The sequence below is a fragment of the Gilliamella sp. wkB308 genome (genome assembly GCF_001690185.1).
In the GTDB taxonomy this organism is placed as follows: Bacteria; Pseudomonadota; Gammaproteobacteria; order Enterobacterales; family Orbaceae; genus Gilliamella; species Gilliamella apicola_I.
In genome coordinates this window covers 42,682-62,300 of sequence record NZ_LZGN01000037.1, presented here as the reverse complement: position 1 = coordinate 62,300, position 19,619 = coordinate 42,682, and the positions used below count along the sequence as shown (strand labels likewise).

Genomic DNA, 19,619 nt, shown 5'->3' with positions numbered 1-19,619 from the left:
CAATAATTATGTCAATTTTAATTAATAACGCAACTAAAGTCATTTGTCAGGGATTTACGGGTAGTCAAGGTACCTTTCATTCACAACAAGCAATTGAATATGGAACACAATTGGTTGGGGGAGTAACACCCGGTAAAGGGGGAACAACGCATCTTGGCTTGCCGGTTTTTAATACAGTCAAAGAAGCTGTTGAAGCGACGGGGGCAACGGCGAGTGTAATTTATGTTCCAGCGGCATTTGGTAAAGATTCAATACTCGAAGCAATTGAAGCAGGTATTAAATTGATTGTTTGTATCACTGAAGGTATTCCTACTTTGGATATGCTTATTGTAAAAGAAAAGCTAAAACAGAGTGATGCAATTATGATTGGTCCTAATTGTCCGGGTATCATTGTGCCTGATGAATGTAAAATTGGCATTATGCCTGCGCATATTCATCTAGCTGGTAATATCGGTATTGTTTCTCGATCAGGGACTTTGACTTATGAAGCGGTCAAACAAACTACTGATATTGGACTAGGTCAATCTGTCTGTGTTGGTATTGGTGGTGATCCCATTCCAGGCAGTGATTTTATTTCTATTTTAGCATTACTTGAGCAAGATCCGAAGACTAAAGCAATTGTGATGATTGGTGAAATTGGTGGTAGTGCGGAAGAAGAAGCTGCTGAATATATTAAAAAACATGTTAGCAAACCTGTTATAGCCTATATTGCCGGTATGTCGGCACCAGCCGGCAAACGTATGGGGCATGCAGGTGCAATTATATCAGGTAATAAAGGCACTGCTGACGAAAAGGTGAAAGCATTAACTGCTGCTGGTGTAATTGTAGTTAGTAGTCTTGCTGAAATTGGTAATGCGGTAAAAAAAGCAGTTTAAACAGTGTTTTTTTTGACATTAATCAATTTTTATTCTTTAAATATTGATGTACAATATAGCGATATATCTTTATACACTTTGTGGGCATATAAAAGGAACAGGGAGCAATTATGTTAGATATAGTAGAACTATCGCGTCTCCAGTTTGCACTCACGGCAATGTATCATTTTATTTTTGTACCATTAACGCTAGGTTTAGCGTTTATGCTAGCAATTATGGAAACGGTATATGTTGTTAGTGGTAAGCAAGTCTGGAAGGATATGACTAAATTCTGGGGAAAACTGTTTGCTATTAACTTCGCTGTTGGTGTAGCAACAGGTTTAACAATGGAATTTCAGTTTGGTACTAACTGGTCTTATTATTCGCATTACGTCGGCGATATTTTTGGTGCACCATTGGCAATAGAAGGGTTAATGGCCTTTTTTCTAGAATCAACAATGGTTGGTTTATTCTTTTTTGGTTGGGATAGATTAAGTCGCGGTAAACATCTTCTTGTGACATGGTGCGTTGCATTTGGGTCGAATTTTTCTGCACTATGGATTCTCGTTGCTAACGGTTGGATGCAGTTCCCAATCGGTTCAGATTTCAATCCAATCAACTCTCGCATGGAAATGGCAAGTTTTTATGATCTGATCACCAACTCTGTTGCACAATACAAATTTGTGCACACTGTCGCAGCAGGTTATCTAACAGGTGCGATTTTTGTCTTAAGTATCAGCTCTTATTATCTACTTAAAAAACGTGATAGCGAATTTGCTAAACGCTCTTTTGCCGTGGCAGCTATGTTTGGTTTCATCGTATCCATTGTTGTCGCCATTATGGGTGACGAAGCCGGTCACGAAATGACAACCGTTCAGCCAGCTAAACTTGCTGCTATTGAAGCCGAATGGGAAACTCAACCCGCGCCTGCATCATTTAATGTTATTGCTTTTCCTTCTCAAAAAGAGAAAGAAAATTTATTTGCGATTGAAATACCTTATGCAATGGGCATCATGACAACACGTTCATTGGATAAGCAAGTAACAGGGCTAAAAGATATTTTAGCCACTAATGAAATGCGAATTCGTAACGGCATTTTAGCTTATACAAATCTTGAAAAAATCCAACAAGGAAGTCAAGATCCCGATGTGCTTAAATTGTTTGAAAATAACAAAGCTGATTTAGGTTATGGTTATTTAGTCAAACGTTTTACTGATCGAGATAATTTAACGATTCCGGAAGCGACGGAAGCGCACATTAAAGCTGCCACAGAAGATTCTATTCCTACGGTTTGGCCACTATTTTGGTCATTTAGAATCATGGTTGGTCTAGGCGTTTTAATGATCTTAGGGACAGGTCTTGCATTATGGACTACTTATAAAAATAAAATTGGTGAAAAACGTTGGCTACATCGTTTATTATTAGTTTTCTTACCTTTTCCATGGATCGCTTGTGAGTGTGGTTGGTTTGTTGCTGAATACGGTCGTCAACCATGGGCAATACAAGATATTTTACCAACAGGCGTTGCTAATTCGTCGTTAACTCCAGGTGAAGTATTATTTACTATGATACTGATTTGTGGACTTTATACTCTGTTCTTAGTTGCTGAAATGTTCTTAATGTTTAAATTTGCCCGTCTTGGACCAAGTTCTTTAGGTACAGGCAAATATCATTACGAAAAAACGCAACCAACTACAGAATAGGACAAAGGGAGTAAACACAATGATTGATTACGAAATTCTACGAGCTATTTGGTGGTTGCTAATTAGCGTTATCTTGATTGGTTTTGTTATCACTGATGGTTTTGATATGGGGGTGGGTATTTTACTTCCTTTCATTGGTAAAACAGATACCGAACGCCGAATTATGATAAATTCTATTGCGCCTCATTGGGATGGTAATCAGGTTTGGCTAATTACTGCTGGAGCTGGGATTTTTGCTGCATGGCCATTTGCTTATGCTGTGTCCTTTTCGGGCTTTTACATCGCGATGATTTTGGTTTTATGTGCATTATTTTTTAGACCAATAGGTTTTGATTATCGCAGTAAACTTGAAAATTCAAAATGGCGGAGTTTATGGGATATTGCAATCTTTATTGGTAGCTTTGTTCCTGCTCTTGTTTTTGGGGTAGCTTTTGGTAATTTATTAGAAGGCGTTCCATTTAGATTTGATAATTCTTATCGTGTCTTTTATGATGGAAATTTCTTTGGTTTGCTTAATCCGTTTGCTTTATTAACCGGTGTGGTGAGTTTGATGTTGTTTGTTGCTCACGGCGGCACTTGGTTGCAAATGAAAACCTCAGGTGAATTATATTTAAGAGCCCGAAAAGCAACTCAAATATCTTGCTTAATTTTAGTCATTACATTTATTTTAGCGGGTATTTGGGTTATGTTTGGTATGCATGGTTATGAAGTAGTCAGCACGATAGATCATAGTGTCACGTCACAGCCATTAAATAAAGTGGTGTCCACCGAATCAACATGGCTTAGAAATTATATGAATTATCCAATTTTATGGATTGTTCCTGTACTCGGTGTTGTTTTACCTTTACTCAACATTGTTTGTTCTGGGTTAAATAAAAATGCTTTATCATTTATTTTATCAACGTTAACTATTGCTTGTGTGTTATTAACTTATGGCATAGCAACGTTCCCATTCATTATACCATCTAGCATTATGCCTAATGCGAGTTTAACAATGTGGGATTCAACATCAAGCCAGTTAACACTTAATATTATGTTCTTTGTAGTAGTGATATTTTTACCCATTATCCTTTTCTATACTACTTGGTCATATATTAAAATGTTCGGACGACTTGATAAAAATCATATCGAAAATAACAAACATTCACTTTATTAAGGTATAATTATGTATTACTTTTTATGGTTTATCGGTCTTATTGCAGCATGTATGCTTGCTGTTGTTACTGGACTTTGGGTTGAACAAACAAACAGTGAAAAAGAGCCCAAAAATAACAATTAATAAGCATCTCTATATTTTTAAAGGTGACAAATGTCACCTTTTTCATTCATCGCTAATTTAAATCATTATTATGTTACAAATGATAATTGTTTTCATTTGAGTAATTCTATATCATAGTGCAGCATATTTAAGATTTAGATATAATAAAACATATTGCTTTTAAAATATGTAAATACAAATATGAAAGAATTTAATTGGAATGCTAGAGTTTATTATGAAGATACTGATGCTGGAGGTGTTGTATATCATGCCAGGTATCTTGCTTTTTATGAGCGAGCGAGAACAGAATTGCTAAGACAACTTGGAATCAGTCAACATAAGCTATTACAAGAAAGTATTGCTTTTGTTGTCAAAAAGATGGATATTAGCTATCACTTTCCCGCTCGTTTGGATGACCTGTTAACTATTAATAGTAAAGTTGATCAAATTCGCAAGGCATCTATAATTTTTAAGCAAACTATTATTAATGAGAACAATCAAGTGATTAGCAGTGCTGATGTTGTGATTGCTTGTGTTGATATCACTAAAATGAAGCCTTGTGGGCTTCCAAAGTCACTAGTTTTGGAGTTTATATAAGTGGAAAATCTGAATATTGTTAATCTGTTCTTACAAGCAGGTCTTTTAGTGCAATGTGTTATGTTGTTATTATTGATGTTTTCAATTATGTCATGGGCGATTATTTTTCAGAGAACTAAGGTGTTAAGGCAAGCCAAAAAGCAAATTGAACAATTTGATAATCGTTTTTGGGCTGCTGACGAGTTGAATGTTTTATTTGAGAAAGCAAAATCAAATAAAGATGAAATTACAGGCACAGAACATATTTTTTATTCAGGTTTTAAAGAATTTACCCGTTTATATCAAATCAATCCAAATATGCCAGAGGCAGCTTTAGACGGTGCATCTCGTTCTATGCGCCTTGCTATGAATCGTGAACTTGATAATCTTGAACAGCATATTCCTTTCTTAGGTACGGTAGGTTCTATTAGTCCTTATATTGGGTTATTTGGTACCGTTTGGGGAATCATGCATGCTTTCATTTCTCTTGGTGCTGCTAAACAAGCGACATTAAAACTTGTTGCGCCAGGTATAGCTGAAGCTTTAATTGCAACAGCGATTGGTTTATTTGCTGCAATACCAGCGGTTATGGCATTTAATCGTTTATCGTTGAAAGTCAGCCGTATTGAGCAAAGCTATCTCAACTTTATTGATGAATTTTCAGCTATTTTACAGCGTCAAGCTGTGGCTGTCAGGAAATAAACTATGCGCAGAAGTTCACGTTTTTCAACTAAATCAGAGATTAACATTGTACCATTGCTCGATGTACTATTAGTATTGGTACTTATTTTTATGGCAACAGCCCCTATTATTAGCCAAAGCGTTGAAGTCGATCTGCCTGAATCAACTGAATCTAAGACGGTTTCAGCCTCTGAAAATAAAACCATAATTTTAGAAGTGGCAGATATCGGCGTTTATACACTTAGAATTGATGGTGTGCCACAAGAAAGCTTACAGCAAGAACAGATCATTGCCGAAGTTAAGCAGTTATTAGCATTGAATGAAAAGGCGGTATTTTTAGTCGGAGGAGCTAAAAATGTACCTTATGAAGAAATTATAAAAGCTTTAAACTTATTACAATCGGCAGGTGTTAAATCTGTTGGTTTAATGACACAACCAATGTAAACTAGAATAAAACACATTAAAATGTCAGCAATGTCTAAAAATTCAAATTCAAAATTCAGTTTAGCAATAATTCTATCAATCTTGTTTCATGTGCTATTGATCATTTTTTTATGTTATAAAGCTATACAAGATGATAGTGATAATTATGGTACGGTCAATGGTCAATCAATTGATGCAATTATGGTTGATCCATCCATTATGACTGAACAATATAATAGGCAATCACAAAGTCAAAAAAATCAACAGCAATTAAGGCAACAGGTTGATGAGCAAATAACAAAACAGAATCAGTTGTTGCAGCAAAAGCAGCTAGAACAGCAACAGTATTTAAAGGATTTAGAAAAAGAACGTTTAAAACTTGCTGAAAAACTTAAACAAGAACAGCTTGAGGCTGAGAAAAAAGCAGCACAAGAAAAGCAAGAAGCTGAAAAGCGAGCCGCCGAAGAAAAAGCAGCACAAGAAAAGTTAGAAGCAGAAAAGCGAGCCGCTGAAGAAAAAGCAGCACAAGAAAAGCAAGAAGCTGAAAAGCGAGCCGCTGAAGAAAAAGCAGTACGAGAAAAGTTAGAAGCAGAAAAAAGAGCTGCTGCAGAAAAAGCAGCACAAGAAAAGCAGGAAGCAGAAAAAAAAGCTGCTGAAGAAAAAGCAGCACGCGAAAAAAAGGAAGCTGCTAAACGAGCAGCGCAACAAAAGGCAGCAAATGATAAAGCTGTTAATGATCTATTAGGTGAACTTACAACAGGCGGATCAAGCGCACCAGCAACAAGAAAGGGTGTTTCTAACGGCGAATTAGATAAATATAAATTTTTAGTTAAAACCGCGATAAGTAATAAATTTATTAATCCAAATCGACTTTATGTTGGACAGCGTTGTCAATTACAAATTCAAATCGCACCGGATGGTCTATTATTAGATCATAAAGTGTTAAGTGGCGATGATGCATTATGCCGTGAAGCCGTTGCTGCTACATTGTTAGCCATAATTCCGGAACCTTCTCAAATACTTTATCCTGAAGTCAAAAAGATGATAATCAACTTTGAGCCATAGTAAATATGGATTTTCAATTGATTTTACAATGTGAAATGAATCTTGATTATCTATTCATTCAATAAATCGACAACATCTTTGTATAAAAGATGTTGAAAACCAATTTATCATCCCAATATATAACCTATTCATTCCAAATTAAGATATTTATGTAAGAGAAGGAGCAGAATATGACAACAATTGTCAGTGTCCGTCGAGAAGGGCAAGTTGTAATCGGTGGAGACGGTCAAGTCACACTAGGCGAACGTATTATTATGAAAGGAAATGCACGTAAAGTTCGTCGTCTTTATAATAACAAAGTGATTGCAGGTTTTGCTGGTGGTACTGCTGATGCTTTTACACTTTTTGAATTATTTGAGCGTAAATTAGAAATGCATCAAGGTCATTTGACGAAGGCAGCGGTTGAACTAGCGAAAGATTGGCGAACAGACAGAATGTTACGCAAATTAGAAGCGTTACTTGCTGTTGCTGATGAAAGTGCTTCACTTATTATTACTGGTACAGGGGATGTAATTCAACCAGAAGATGATTTAATTGCAATTGGTTCTGGTGGGCCTTATGCTCAAGCTGCGGCAAGAGCTTTGCTGGATAATACTTCGTTATCTGCCCATGATATTGTACAAAAATCATTATCGATTGCCGGCGATATTTGTGTGTATACCAATAATTTCCAAACAATTGAAGAACTTAATTATTAATTTAACTGATTTAAGAGAATTATATTATGTCTGAAATGACTCCTCGCGAAATTGTAAGCGAACTAAACCAACATATTATTGGACAAGATAAAGCTAAACGTTCCGTTGCAATTGCGTTACGTAATCGTTGGCGTCGTATGCAACTAGATGAAGCACTTCGTCACGAAGTCACGCCAAAAAATATATTAATGATTGGGCCAACTGGTGTTGGTAAAACAGAAATTGCAAGGCGCTTAGCGAAATTAGCTCATGCACCTTTTATTAAAGTTGAAGCGACGAAATTTACTGAAGTGGGTTATGTTGGTAAAGAAGTCGATTCTATTATTCGAGATTTGACGGATTCAGCGGTAAAAATGATTCGACAAGAAGCGATGGAAAGAAATCGTAATCGTGCTGAAGAACTGGCTGAAGAACGGATTTTAGATGTACTTGTCCCTCCGGCTAAAGATGGCTGGGGTCAAGTTGAAAACAACAATGACTCTACAGCAAGACAAGCATTTCGAAAAAAATTACGTGAAGGTGCGCTTGACGATAAAGAGATAGAGATTGAAGTTGCTGGCGTTAATATTGGCGTCGAAATTATGGCTCCTCCGGGTATGGAAGAGATGACGAATCAATTACAATCAATGTTTCAAAATCTCGGTGGACAAAAAACCAAACCACGTAAGATGAAAATTAAGGATGCATTTAAACAGTTGATTGAAGAAGAAGCTGCTAAATTGGTTAACCCTGACGATCTTAAACATGAAGCTATCGAAGCTGTGGAACAAAATGGCATCGTATTTATTGATGAAATTGATAAAGTCTGTAAACGAGGTAATTCGTCGGGCCCTGATGTTTCACGTGAAGGTGTACAGCGTGATCTATTACCACTTGTTGAGGGATGTACTGTTTCAACTAAACATGGTGCAGTAAAAACCGACCATATTCTATTTATTGCTTCGGGTGCTTTCCAAACCGCTAATCCATCTGATTTAATCCCTGAACTTCAAGGGCGTTTACCTATAAGGGTTGAATTACAGGCGTTAACAACTGAAGATTTTGAGCGAATTTTAACTGAGCCAAATGCCTCGCTTACAGTACAATACAAAGCATTAATGGCAACAGAGGGTGTTAATATCGAATTTACGTCTGATGGTATCCGTAAAATAGCTGAATCTGCTTGGCAGGTGAATGAACAAAATGAAAATATTGGTGCTCGTCGTTTGCATACAGTGTTAGAACGATTAATGGAAGAAGTCTCGTTTGATGCAAGTGAATTAGGTGGTCAAACTATTACTATTGATGCTAAATATGTAGGCGATCACTTAGATAAACTGGTTGCGGATGAAGATTTAAGTAAATTTATTCTATAAATAAATGGTCTTTATCGAATAAAAAAAGGTGAGTTAATCTCACCTTTTTTATTAACATCATTGATAGTAGTCATAACAATCAATTTAACGTGCAGATTAAGCACTATTTTTTGAATAACTGACCTAAGATATCCGCCGCTTTTTGCTTCGATTTTGATTTAGAATCATCTTTTGAATTTCGATTTTCGAGTTTTTCTCGAAGTTTATCTAATCCTTGTTGTAGTTTATCATTAAGAACATCTTTAAAAACTTGGCTAATATCAATTTGATAATGAAGTTTTGTAAATTCACCATAAATTCGTAGTGGAATCGTTAATTGTTGTAATTTGGCAATGGTTTCACTTTTTCCATTCCAACCACCTAACATCTTGACATTTAAATTGATATCGAGGTCTTTTTGAACTAGTCCTACTCTTCCCGAACCATTTATAATATCTAATGTTTCTGAATTCGCGGTTAATGTCGTGACATCCAAATTACCATTATTTATATTCCCATTAGCAGAAATTTGATGAAACTCGGTGTATTTTTGTTGATTTTCGGTTGTCAGCACATCTTTACTATATTTTGCTGCCGCGTTTTGAATGATATTTTGAATATTAATATTATCCAATCTGGCATTAGCTATGTTGATAGCAACGTTTCCTCGTAAACTTGATAGCAAGTTAGCTGTGGATATGGTGCTTGCTTCTAATTCTCCGTTTGCATTAAATACGCCTACTAAATCATTTGGTGTATTGATTTGATTGAAGAATTCGTTTAAATCGATGTTACTGATTTTACTGTTCAGCTTAATTAATGCATTTTTTTGTTTGCCGCTGGCAAAACCATTTGCCGTAATATGCCCTTTAGCAAAATCAAAATTCAGATTATTAAACGTTGCTATACCATCATTATTACTGATATCTGCATGCACATTATCAAGTGTTATTTGATTCGCGACGATTTGCTTAATATTCAACTTAGCTTTCGCATTGAAACTATTTAGGAAATCAAGTTCATTATGAGTTTTTTGAACTGTTGATACAACAGGTGTCGTTTGCTGTGATGGGCTACTTTCATTATCACTAGGCTTTTCTTTGGTTGCAATAAACGGATCTAAATTTAATTTATCAGAATTGAGATCTAACGCTAAATATGGCTTGTTAGCTAAATTGAGACTAACATTGCCTGTAAATGTATTATCATTAACGGATAATATAAGATCTTGAGTGTTCACGCTTTGTGGATTTTTTTGATAATGTAAAACAGTTTTCAAATTACCTTTTATTTCACCACTAGGAACACCGATACCTGTTAACGTATAATCAAATTTTTTCAGATCGATTGTCGCTTGTTCAGGGTATTGGCTTAAATCAATATTGGCATTTGCAACATAGAATAAATCCTGTTGATTTTTGTCAACATTTCCTTTGAAATCAACATTGAGATTTTTATCCGCTTTTTGTTCAACCGTTAAGTTAATGTTCCTAAAATTGATTAGCGTATCTTTTTGTTGTAGTACTAAAGTGCTATCTGCAACTTCAAATTTGTTCAATGTGAATTGCCAACTTGATTTGCTTTGCTCTTCATTCTTTTGCTTATCTTCATCAGGTTTATTAGGTATATTGTTGGCGTTTTTTTTATGTGCCATTTCACCTTTGCTCTCATCGGTAATATTGATGACAGCCGACTTAACAAAAACATTTTTTACCACCAACTTTTTCGAAAAAAGAGGTAGCAGTTCAACATCTAGTCGCATATTATCTGCGGTCAAAATGGGTTTTTGCGCACCGGCATCATTCAGTTTTACCGAATCGGTTAATAAACTGACTTGTGGCCAAATATGCCAACGTAAATCACCCTCAATAGTTAATTCATAACCTGTTTTATCTCTTACTTTATCAGAAATAAATCCCCGGAAATTATTAGGATCGACAAAAACAATCAGTGAAATGATCCCAATAGCGATAATCAGAATTAAAATGAAAAGAGTAACCAATATTTTTTTTATCATATTAGTGTTCCTATAGTAAGGTTATATGCTGAATTAGTCTTTATCAATACGACTGGCTACAGCGCCATGTTGGTCTTTATATTTTGCATCTTGTCGACGATTGTAAGGTCTCGCCGCTCGCCCTGTTAAAGTCTCAAAACTTAGGGCTCCGATAGTCATCCCAGGTCTAAGTGCTAATGGGATTTTTCCAGAATTAAAAAACTCTAAGACAATTTGTCCTTGCCAACCTGGATCAATACGATGGGCAGTTACATGCACCATAAGACCAAGTCTGGCTAATGAAGAACGTCCATCAAGCCAGCCAACTAAATCATCAGGAATCGTCACAGATTCAAGTGTAACGGCTAATGCAAGTTCTCCTGGATGAAGGTAAAAAACATGACCTTCTGATAGTACTATTTCATCACTCATTACACGTTCTAATACTGCGGAAACTTCTTCTTTGGGTCCACTTAAATCGATATAGGGAGTTGTATGTTCTCGGAAAGTCCGAAATTGATTACCTAACCTGACATCAACTGTTGCGCCATTTATTGAACTTGGTGCAGGTTGAGGGGTTATTTTTAATTTACCGTTTTGTAAATATGCTTCAATATCTCGATCGCATAATCTCATGAGTTATCCTTAATTGAGCCTCTATCCTGCTATTTTAGCAGTTTCTTGTTATGCCGTCGATGTTCGTAAATTAAGGTTTAATTACCCATGCCCGACCATAATGATTGTAGTATCCAGCTAGTTTACCTGCGTCATTTCCAACGCCAAGATAAAGGTCAAAATGATGGCCTTTTATAGCGCCTCCTACATCAAGCGCAACCATTAAACGAGTTTCTCGTCTACCACTATATTGACCATCATCATCAAGTAATGGTAAATCCATTAACACTACCGAACCAAGAGGAACAAGTAACTTATCTGATGCTACCGATGCATTAGCAACCAAAGGTACAGCCGCTGCTCCTTTGACATCAGCATTGTATCGGGGTTTAAAAAAGACAAAGGATCGGTTTTCAGTTAGTAAAGTTTTGAGCTGTTTTTCAGTTTTGGTTGTTGCCCAATCTCTGATTGCTTGTAGTGATATCTTTTCTTTTTCAATTTCACCTTGTTCAATTAAAATTCTTCCAATGCTGGAATAGCCATGTCCATTTTTACCGCCATAGCTGAAAAAGACCAAAGGTTCACCATCTTCAAAATCAATATAGGCACTACCTTGTACTTCCATAATGAAGTTTTCAATTAATGAATTACCATAAGCAATTTCAAGTCCTTTGCCAGCTAAAGCGCCTTTGTAAATCTGTTGACGACTTGGTAATTGACCTTTATGGTTAACCGGCATTTTATAAATAGGATATTTAAATTCTTTCGTAGGTTTATGTCTGGCTTTAATAATCGGGGTATAATAACCAGTTAAGTGCACGTTTCCAAATCCATCTTGACCAGACATTTCATAACTATTTAATCCTACTTTGTGAAATTCATTAGAAGCAAGTAAGCCATTAATCCAATCATCAACAGCTTTATAAATATGTTCATTTTGTTTGTACAAAGCGGGCGATGCGGTTTTTATTTGTTCCACCTGCATAATGTAGTCTGTGATGTTTACAGGTGTATCTAAATTTGGATAGCTGATATTAAGTGATAAAGGTAATCGCCCGTCCAAATATTGTTGACCCTGTTGAATGGGTTTATCTTGGCAACTGGTTAATAGCGAAAGAGTAAAAAAGGCAATAAAAACAATGAAAAGATAATGATTTTGTTTTTTTTTCATCTTGTTAGTTATTATCAATAATAAACGGTATTGAATATGCTACACAATTATATTATAAGAAACTACTCATAATTATTCACTGACAATAAAAAGTTTTCATAAAAAATCAGCTTGCGATTTAGCAATATTGAATTTATAGTCCTATATTCCTCAAAAAAATCGAAAATTACGGAATAAAAGGTAATAATAGTGATGAGCAATACATCCTCAAACAATGACCTAAAACGAAATCTTTCTAATCGGCATATCCAGTTGATTGCAATTAGTGGTGCAATCGGTACAGGCTTATTTATGGGTTCAGGAAAAACAATTAGCCTTGCTGGACCTTCTATCATCTTTGTTTACATGATTATTGGTTTTATCTTATTTTTTGTTATGCGAGCAATGGGTGAAATCTTGCTTTCAAACTTGAAATATAAATCGTTTAGTGATTTTGCCAATGATCTATTAGGCCCTTGGGCAGGATTTTTTACTGGTTGGACTTATTGGTTTTGTTGGGTGGTAACAGGTATTGCTGATGTGGTTGCTATTGCTGGTTATGCACAGCATTGGTTTCCTGATTTGCAATCTTGGATCCCGATGTTATTAACTGTCGTTTTACTGTTAACACTTAATTTATTAACAGTAAAAATGTTTGGCGAAACCGAATTTTGGTTTTCAATGATTAAAATTATTGCGATTTTAGCTTTGATTGGTATTGGATTAGGATTAATTTTCACTGCATACCACTCAGACCAAACGAATACTACAGCTGCATTTTCGAATCTTTGGGATTATGGTGGATTTTTTCCTCATGGTTTTATGGGATTCTTTGCCGGTTTTCAGATAGCTATTTTTGCTTTTGTGGGAATTGAACTGGTTGGTACTACCGCCGCTGAAACAGTTGATCCGAATAAAAATTTACCGCGTGCCATTAATTCTGTGCCCGCACGTATTATCTTCTTTTACGTGTTTGCATTAATTATCATTATGAGTGTGACACCATGGTCATTTATTTCACCAAATAAGAGTCCATTTGTTGAATTATTCACCCTAATAGGTTTACCGGCGGCAGCAAGCATTATTAATTTTGTGGTATTAACATCGGCTGCTTCGTCGGCTAATAGTGGTATCTATTCTACCAGCCGAATGTTATTTGGTTTGGCTAAAAAGCAAGATGCACCAGAGCCTTTTGGAAAATTATCACGTCGTTCAGTTCCTGCCAATGGTTTGCTCTTTTCATGTACTTGTCTGTTTGGTGGTGTAGTTCTAATTTATTTAGTTCCTAATGTGATGGAAGCTTTCACCATAGTAACGACGATTTCCGCCATATTATTTATGTTTATTTGGTCGATGATTTTGATATCGTATATGGCTTATCGACGAAAAAAAGTGAATTTGCACGAACAATCTCAATTTAAGATGCCAGGTGGTAATGTGATGTGCTTGGTTAGCTTGATGTTTTTTATATTTGTTATCGTCCTACTTACTTTTGAAAAAGATACTCGTCAAGCATTGATTGCGACACCAATTTGGTTTGTGATTTTAGGGATAAGCTATTTCATACGTTCGCTAAGACGTCAATAATTATTAAGATAATGAGTAGGATGAATTCCTACTCATTGTCTGAAGATTAATTTGCTTTATGGTGATCTTTTTCAGGCCAAATGATACTGGCAATAATACCGATTGCTAATATGCCTAATACGATATAAAGGCTTGTTATAGGACTAATATCAATGCCATGCCCAAATAAATGGTTACTTGCATTTAATGCTAATTTGATTGCTATAAAAAACAGTAAACAAATAACCGCTTTTCCTAAGTGAACTAAGTATTGTTTCATGGCTTCTAAAACAAAATACATGGTTCTAAGACCTAAAATTGCAAAAATCATGGCGCTATAAACGATGAGTGGTTCTTGGCTAACGGCGATGACAGCAGGGACAGAATCAAAGGCAAACATCACATCGCTAAGTTCAATTACAGTAATACATAAAAAAAGCGGGGTTGCGTATAAAGCTCTTTTAGGTAATTTGCCAATTAAGTCACTGTTTTCAGGTTTTGCAAGTTCTTGATCTAACTGTTTTGAGGTTAATAAAAAGTGATGCCCGACAATTTTAGGATAAGCGGGGAAAATACGTTTTGCTATTCGATAAGCGAAATGGTTTGAATAATCTTTTATTTCTTCATTTTCACCTTGATTTTTTAACATCATAAAACCCGTAAAAGCAACAATAACGGAAAAAACGAGTTCCATCCAAGGCCCTAAAGCTAATAAACCCGTGCCAATGATAACAAAAATAGCACGGAATATTATGGCGCCTATTACCCCCCAATAAAGCAAGCGATGACGATAATTTTCAGGTACAGAAAACCATGAAAAGATAGCCATAATTACAAATAAATTATCAACAGAGAGAGCCTTTTCAAGTACATAACCAGTGATAAATAAGCTTGCTATTGCACTACCATGATGAAGATATAGATAGAGCGTAAATCCTAACGCTACAGCAATCCAAAATAGTGACCATTTAACAGCATTTTTTAAATTTATGGGTTTATCGTTATGATGCGCATATAAATCGATAATAATAGCTGTTAATGCTAATACAATAAAAACGATGACCGTTTCAATTGGAAAGCCTAATGAGTTGTGAATCATAATTTATCGCCTAGTATGTAGTTATGTCATGATCTTTTAATAACAAAATTTAACTATTTTTACAGAACATATTTATAAAAGTAGTTGAGTATATATTGATAGCAATAACAAAAAAAGATATATTTGTTTTCAATATCCCTTCCCATTAATTAAAAATATTTTGAGCTGATTTTGATGAAAAATTTCAAAGTAGTAAGTTTTTTTATTATTTCTTTTTTTTCCGGTATATTGCAAGCTCAATCTGTTGAGTCTTATGTATCGTCGTTACCTAAAGGTAGTGATATATCAATTTTGGTTCAATCTGTTGATGACAAACACAAAACATTAGCTAAATATAAAAGCGATCAATTTAAACAGCCAGCCAGCACCCAAAAAGTGATCACTGCACTTGCAGCAGAGCTTGAACTAGGGTCAGATTTTAGATTTGAAACTAAAATGTTAACTAATGGTTCAATTGCCAATAAACAATTAAATGGTGATTTGATTATTCAACTGAGTGGTGATCCTACTTTTACGCGTGGACAGTTAAAAAATATGCTGGCAAGTTTACGTGGGAAAGGTGTTGAAAAAATAACGGGCAAAGTTATTTTAGATACTTCTAAATTTACCAGTCACGATAAAGCAGAAGGTTGGTCTTGGAATAATTTAACAGCTTGTTACAATGCACCGCCGTCAGCTGCAATAATTGATGATAATTGTTTTTATGTGACAATCAAACCTGGTAAAGTTGGGGCTAAAGCTTCCATTTCTGTTTCCGCAAATATTCCTGTCACGGTGACTGGTAATGTTAAAACTATAGCTAAAAACAGTAAAGATTTGAATGATAAATACTGTGAGCTTGATGCCAGTTATATTGACAAAAATCGCTATCAATTATCCGGATGTATTGCGTCAGGATCAGATAAAATAGCATTAAAATTTGCTGTACTTAATGGTGTGGATTATTTTTCAAGTGTTTTGAAAAATGAGTTAAAACAACAGAAAATTTCGTTTAATGGTGCGATTTCAGCACGTAATGAGCCCATAAATAGCAAACTTTCATTATTAGTTTCAAGCCAGTCTGCACCCCTTTCAGAATTGTTAACTGTAATGTTGAAAAAATCAAACAATCTGTACGCTGATGCTATCTTTAGAACGATTGGGGCTCATTACTTTAAAATTCAAGGTACATGGCGAAATAGTGGGGATGCGGTTAAACAAATTTTACTTAAAAAAGCCGGTATTGATCTCGAAAATTTGGTGATTGTTGACGGTTCAGGTTTATCTAGATTGAATCTGGTCAGTGCAGACAAGATGATGGAAATTCTGCAATATATTTCAGCTCATGATCGCGATCTCAAAATTATTGAAAAACTTCCAGTTGCAGGGAAGGATGGAACTTTACAATATCGTAAGAGCTTTAATCAACCGCCTTTTATAGAAACCATACGGGCAAAAACGGGATATATACAAGGCAGCTATAATTTAGCTGGATTTATTGAAAAATCAGATGGAAAAATTATCGCTTTTGTCCAGTTACTTTCGGGGTATCATCCTGAAAGGCGGGATGAGCCTAAAAATAGTGCGATAATGCGTTTCGAATCTGAATTTTATAAAAAATTTGTGATTGGTGAATAAAAAATGATGTTGGCACCTATTGTTGGTGCCAAACCTTAAACGCGCTTATAAACTATCTGGTAAAAAACCACCGCTTTGATGTTTCCAAAGTTGAGCATATAAGCCATTTTTATCCAGTAATTCTTGATGAGTACCTTGTTCGATAATTTTTCCTTCATCCAAAACAACCAGTTTATCCATTGCGGCAATAGTTGATAAACGATGAGCAATAGCGATAACAGTTTTACCTTCCATTAGTGCATATAAACTTTCTTGAATGGCTTGTTCAATTTCTGAATCCAATGCACTGGTTGCTTCATCGAGTAATAATATTGGTGCATTTTTTAAGATCACCCTAGCAATGGCAATGCGTTGCCTTTGCCCTCCCGATAGTTTTATACCTCGTTCACCAACAAAAGCATCATAACCGGTTCTGCCATTAGCATCGATTAATGTTTGAATAAATTTATCTGCATGTGCTTTTTTAGCCGCGTCTATCATCTCTTGTTCAGTCGCTTGATTATTACCATAAAGTAAATTTTCCCGAACAGTTCGATGTAATAAGGACGTGTCTTGTGTAACCATACCAATTTGTGCCCGTAAGCTTTCTTGATTAATCTCGGTAATGTTCTGTCCGTCAATAAGAATTTTACCTTGTTGTAAGTCATAAAAACGTAATAACAGATTAATTAATGTGGATTTTCCGGCGCCAGAGCGTCCAACTAACCCTATTTTTTGACCGGGCTTAATGGTTAAATTGAGATCGTTAATTACCGAATTTCGAATCTTTTCATCGTAGGTGAAATAAATATTTTTGAACTCAATTTTTCCATTAGTGACATTTAGATTTTTGGCATTAGGTTTATCAACAATAGTTGTTGCAGTTGAAAATGTATTCATACCATCTTTCACAACCCCAATATTTTCAAATAAAGCTGCCAGCTCCCACATAATCCAATGCGATAAGCCGTTTAAACGAAGCGCTAATGCTGTGGTTGTTGCGATAGCACCGATTCCAACTAATTGATTTGTCCATAACAGCAAAGCAACGCCAGTCGTTGTTAAAATAAGTAGAATAGATAATAAGTGGTTCACGATTTCAAAACTGCTGACTAATCGCATTTGTTTATTGACAGTAATCAAAAATTCATCCATAGATTCTTGGGCATACTTTGCTTCATTACCGGCATGAGAAAATAGTTTGACAGTCATAATGTTTGTATAAGCATCCGTTACACGTCCAGTCATGGTAGAGCGTGCATCTGCTTGCATACTTGCAACTTTACTTAAGCGAGGAATAAAATAGTACATGGCTAAGCCATAAAGGACACACCATCCAAAAAATGGCAGCAATAACCAAGGTGCTAATTGACCGATTACCGCAGCCATAGTAATAAACGAAATCAATACAAATATTAAAATATCAGCAACAAGAAAGCAGGTGTCTCTAACAGCTAATGCAGTTTGCATAACTTTTGCCGATATTCTTCCGGCAAACTCATCTTGAAAAAAGCGCATACTTTGATTAAGCACTAATCGATGTAGATTCCAACGCATTCTCATTGGAAAATTTCCCGCTAAACATTGATGTTTGATGATTGTTTGTAATCCAATAATCAAAGTGCTGGATAAAATGATTAAGGTTAATATTAATAGCGATGTTTTTTCTTTTTGCCAAAGCTCATTAGGTTCGACAATTGCAAGCCAATCCACCACTTTGCCAAGCGCAGCAAATAGAAAAGCTTCAAATGCGCCACTGAGTGCACTAAATAGAATTAAAAGCAGTATGAATATTCGAGTGCCTTGGGTTGATTGCCATATAAAACCTAGAAAATTTTTAGCTGCTGGTTGCGGTTCACTTTTAGGATAAGGTGACACCAATTTTTCAAAAAATCGATACATAATTGACCTAATTATTTGCTATTTTTCATTGAATTGAATCGTTGATATTAACATTGTGAGTAAAATGAATAGCGTTAGATATCCTAAAACTGATGGATAGTTCTGAAATTTAACAACATTTGAATACCTATTATTGCAGATTCTAAAATATTAATAACTAAAGCAAGGAAGAGCTCATTTTTGAATCTCCCTTGCTTTAATTATATCTTGAATAACGATATTTGCCTATTTTTTGACTAAAAAATATCTTTGATAATTTGTACAACTCGTCCCACAAAATGGTACTTATCAAAATTTTCTTTAGAGACTTCAATGGTAGGGAATTGGTTATTGTTACACATTAAAACCCAACCATTTTGCGTTAATCGAACTTTACGTAAAAAGGTAATATCTTCATATTCAACTAAATAGATTGCTCCGTCAATAATTTCAACGATTTCCGTATTAATAATTAAACCATTATTATTGTTGATTTCAGGCGACATGAGATCCCCTTTAGCCCAATAAATGATTAATTTTTTGATATCTAATCCTCGATGAGAAGCCCAACCTTCAACAACGGGATAGTTCATGACAGGAGGTGTTTCTCGAATATATCGTTGTGATTGTGCTTCTTCTTTGGTTGGTAACTGTTTTTTATAGACGGGAATACGGTATATATTCTCGTTGTAGACATCTGCTTCATCTTCTTTGGGATCTAAAACTTCTAATTTATAGCCTGTTGCTAACCAGTTATATGAAACATTGCATTTTTCAGCAATCACTTCCAGCCGTGTCAAAGAGGGGTAAGTTTTTCCTGATAAATAATCTCTGATCACTGTTTCAGACATATCACATTTTTTAGCGAAGGCGGAGACAGATAAACCTTGCATTGAGCTATGTAATCTTTCTTTAAATGTTTTTACATTCTTATTTTTAATCATATTCATTTCTGATTTGTTTCTCCTATTACATCCGTTTTTCAAATTATAGTAGATATTTTATAAGTTTTACATCCAACATTAAATGAAAAGCTAATATAAAAAAGTAATTTTTTGTAATTTTGTTTGAATTGTTCGTTTTATAGCATGTTAATTATATCAATTTGCGTATTAAAAAATCAA

General features: G+C 35.2%; 18 protein-coding genes. 12 read left to right on the top strand and 6 right to left on the bottom strand.

The features are described from left to right. Window positions 1–8: 8 nt before the first annotated feature. The 10 genes from sucD (at window position 9) to hslU (ending at window position 8,613) form a co-directional block, all read left to right on the top strand. Complete coding sequence (sucD, locus tag A9G10_RS06670) at window positions 9–875, top strand: succinate--CoA ligase subunit alpha (RefSeq protein WP_065558771.1); 867 nt, start codon at window positions 9–11, stop codon at window positions 873–875. A gap of 110 nt (window positions 876–985) precedes the next feature. Beyond that, window positions 986–2,557 carry a cytochrome ubiquinol oxidase subunit I gene (locus A9G10_RS06665; protein WP_065558770.1) on the top strand — a complete coding sequence of 524 codons (1,572 nt, stop codon included), beginning with the start codon at window positions 986–988 and terminating at the stop codon, window positions 2,555–2,557. 19 nt (window positions 2,558–2,576) lie between these two features. Then, window positions 2,577–3,713 (top strand): cytochrome d ubiquinol oxidase subunit II, encoded by a 1,137-nt coding sequence (gene cydB, locus A9G10_RS06660; RefSeq protein ID WP_065558769.1) that lies wholly within the window; start codon window positions 2,577–2,579, stop codon window positions 3,711–3,713. A 9-nt stretch (window positions 3,714–3,722) separates the two neighbouring features. Then, entirely contained in the window at window positions 3,723–3,836 is a 114-nt protein-coding gene (gene cydX, locus A9G10_RS06655; RefSeq protein WP_065558768.1) for a cytochrome bd-I oxidase subunit CydX, read from the top strand. Window positions 3,837–4,016: 180 nt separating this feature from the next. Next, window positions 4,017–4,412 carry a tol-pal system-associated acyl-CoA thioesterase gene (ybgC, locus tag A9G10_RS06650; RefSeq protein ID WP_065558767.1) on the top strand — a complete coding sequence of 132 codons (396 nt, stop codon included), beginning with the start codon at window positions 4,017–4,019 and terminating at the stop codon, window positions 4,410–4,412. Between the two features lie 9 nt (window positions 4,413–4,421). Beyond that, window positions 4,422–5,093 carry a protein TolQ gene (gene tolQ, locus A9G10_RS06645; RefSeq protein ID WP_218837365.1) on the top strand — a complete coding sequence of 224 codons (672 nt, stop codon included), beginning with the start codon at window positions 4,422–4,424 and terminating at the stop codon, window positions 5,091–5,093. A gap of 3 nt (window positions 5,094–5,096) precedes the next feature. Next, window positions 5,097–5,516, top strand: coding sequence for a colicin uptake protein TolR (gene tolR, locus A9G10_RS06640; RefSeq protein ID WP_065558765.1), 420 nt, complete (start codon window positions 5,097–5,099; stop codon window positions 5,514–5,516). Window positions 5,517–5,546: 30 nt separating this feature from the next. After that, the gene (tolA, locus tag A9G10_RS06635; RefSeq protein ID WP_065559016.1) at window positions 5,547–6,560 is read left to right on the top strand and encodes a cell envelope integrity protein TolA; all 1,014 of its coding nucleotides are present in this window, start codon (window positions 5,547–5,549) and stop codon (window positions 6,558–6,560) included. A gap of 170 nt (window positions 6,561–6,730) precedes the next feature. Next, entirely contained in the window at window positions 6,731–7,258 is a 528-nt protein-coding gene (gene hslV / locus A9G10_RS06630; RefSeq protein ID WP_025316169.1) for an ATP-dependent protease subunit HslV, read from the top strand. 26 nt (window positions 7,259–7,284) lie between these two features. Beyond that, the gene (gene hslU / locus A9G10_RS06625) at window positions 7,285–8,613 is read left to right on the top strand and encodes an HslU--HslV peptidase ATPase subunit (protein WP_065558764.1); all 1,329 of its coding nucleotides are present in this window, start codon (window positions 7,285–7,287) and stop codon (window positions 8,611–8,613) included. 103 nt (window positions 8,614–8,716) lie between these two features. On the opposite strand, the gene asmA is transcribed toward hslU, so the two are convergent. From asmA to mltA, 3 genes are all read right to left on the bottom strand, one after another. Then, window positions 8,717–10,609, bottom strand: coding sequence for an outer membrane assembly protein AsmA (gene asmA / locus A9G10_RS06620; protein WP_065558763.1), 1,893 nt, complete (start codon window positions 10,607–10,609; stop codon window positions 8,717–8,719). A gap of 33 nt (window positions 10,610–10,642) precedes the next feature. Then, window positions 10,643–11,224, bottom strand: a complete 582-nt coding sequence (gene dcd, locus A9G10_RS06615; RefSeq protein ID WP_065558762.1) for a dCTP deaminase — start codon at window positions 11,222–11,224, stop codon at window positions 10,643–10,645. A gap of 70 nt (window positions 11,225–11,294) precedes the next feature. Further along, the gene (mltA, locus tag A9G10_RS06610; protein WP_143425970.1) at window positions 11,295–12,374 is read right to left on the bottom strand and encodes a murein transglycosylase A; all 1,080 of its coding nucleotides are present in this window, start codon (window positions 12,372–12,374) and stop codon (window positions 11,295–11,297) included. A 192-nt stretch (window positions 12,375–12,566) separates the two neighbouring features. On the opposite strand from mltA, the gene cycA reads away from it, so the two are divergent. Then, a complete protein-coding gene (gene cycA, locus A9G10_RS06605; protein WP_065558761.1) occupies window positions 12,567–13,940 on the top strand; it encodes a D-serine/D-alanine/glycine transporter in 1,374 nt (457 codons plus the stop codon). Between the two features lie 46 nt (window positions 13,941–13,986). On the opposite strand, the gene A9G10_RS06600 is transcribed toward cycA, so the two are convergent. Beyond that, entirely contained in the window at window positions 13,987–15,018 is a 1,032-nt protein-coding gene (locus A9G10_RS06600) for a TerC/Alx family metal homeostasis membrane protein (RefSeq protein WP_065558760.1), read from the bottom strand. Window positions 15,019–15,192: 174 nt separating this feature from the next. On the opposite strand from A9G10_RS06600, the gene dacB reads away from it, so the two are divergent. Further along, the gene (gene dacB / locus A9G10_RS06595; RefSeq protein ID WP_065558759.1) at window positions 15,193–16,635 is read left to right on the top strand and encodes a serine-type D-Ala-D-Ala carboxypeptidase; all 1,443 of its coding nucleotides are present in this window, start codon (window positions 15,193–15,195) and stop codon (window positions 16,633–16,635) included. A gap of 45 nt (window positions 16,636–16,680) precedes the next feature. Here the strand turns inward: dacB and A9G10_RS06590 are convergent, their stop codons facing one another. Together A9G10_RS06590 and A9G10_RS06585 are read right to left on the bottom strand one after the other, a co-directional pair. Beyond that, window positions 16,681–18,516 carry an ABC transporter ATP-binding protein gene (locus A9G10_RS06590; protein ID WP_143425969.1) on the bottom strand — a complete coding sequence of 612 codons (1,836 nt, stop codon included), beginning with the start codon at window positions 18,514–18,516 and terminating at the stop codon, window positions 16,681–16,683. A 236-nt stretch (window positions 18,517–18,752) separates the two neighbouring features. Continuing rightward, window positions 18,753–19,445, bottom strand: coding sequence for a LexA family transcriptional regulator (locus A9G10_RS06585; RefSeq protein WP_065558757.1), 693 nt, complete (start codon window positions 19,443–19,445; stop codon window positions 18,753–18,755). Window positions 19,446–19,619 lie beyond the last annotated feature (174 nt).

Excerpts from the sequence above, each read along its gene's own strand:
- sucD (WP_065558771.1), top strand. The coding sequence starts at position 9 with ATGTCAATTTTAATTAATAACGCAACTAAAGTCATTTGTCAGGGATTT.
- A9G10_RS06665 (WP_065558770.1), top strand. The coding sequence starts at position 986 with ATGTTAGATATAGTAGAACTATCGCGTCTCCAGTTTGCACTCACGGCA.
- cydB (WP_065558769.1), top strand. The coding sequence starts at position 2,577 with ATGATTGATTACGAAATTCTACGAGCTATTTGGTGGTTGCTAATTAGC.
- cydX (WP_065558768.1), top strand. The coding sequence starts at position 3,723 with ATGTATTACTTTTTATGGTTTATCGGTCTTATTGCAGCATGTATGCTT.
- ybgC (WP_065558767.1), top strand. The coding sequence starts at position 4,017 with ATGAAAGAATTTAATTGGAATGCTAGAGTTTATTATGAAGATACTGAT.
- tolR (WP_065558765.1), top strand. The coding sequence starts at position 5,097 with ATGCGCAGAAGTTCACGTTTTTCAACTAAATCAGAGATTAACATTGTA.
- tolA (WP_065559016.1), top strand. The coding sequence starts at position 5,547 with ATGTCTAAAAATTCAAATTCAAAATTCAGTTTAGCAATAATTCTATCA.
- hslV (WP_025316169.1), top strand. The coding sequence starts at position 6,731 with ATGACAACAATTGTCAGTGTCCGTCGAGAAGGGCAAGTTGTAATCGGT.
- hslU (WP_065558764.1), top strand. The coding sequence starts at position 7,285 with ATGTCTGAAATGACTCCTCGCGAAATTGTAAGCGAACTAAACCAACAT.
- asmA (WP_065558763.1), bottom strand. The coding sequence starts at position 10,609 with ATGATAAAAAAAATATTGGTTACTCTTTTCATTTTAATTCTGATTATC.
- dcd (WP_065558762.1), bottom strand. The coding sequence starts at position 11,224 with ATGAGATTATGCGATCGAGATATTGAAGCATATTTACAAAACGGTAAA.
- mltA (WP_143425970.1), bottom strand. The coding sequence starts at position 12,374 with ATGAAAAAAAAACAAAATCATTATCTTTTCATTGTTTTTATTGCCTTT.
- cycA (WP_065558761.1), top strand. The coding sequence starts at position 12,567 with ATGAGCAATACATCCTCAAACAATGACCTAAAACGAAATCTTTCTAAT.
- A9G10_RS06600 (WP_065558760.1), bottom strand. The coding sequence starts at position 15,018 with ATGATTCACAACTCATTAGGCTTTCCAATTGAAACGGTCATCGTTTTT.
- dacB (WP_065558759.1), top strand. The coding sequence starts at position 15,193 with ATGAAAAATTTCAAAGTAGTAAGTTTTTTTATTATTTCTTTTTTTTCC.
- A9G10_RS06590 (WP_143425969.1), bottom strand. The coding sequence starts at position 18,516 with ATGTATCGATTTTTTGAAAAATTGGTGTCACCTTATCCTAAAAGTGAA.
- A9G10_RS06585 (WP_065558757.1), bottom strand. The coding sequence starts at position 19,445 with ATGAATATGATTAAAAATAAGAATGTAAAAACATTTAAAGAAAGATTA.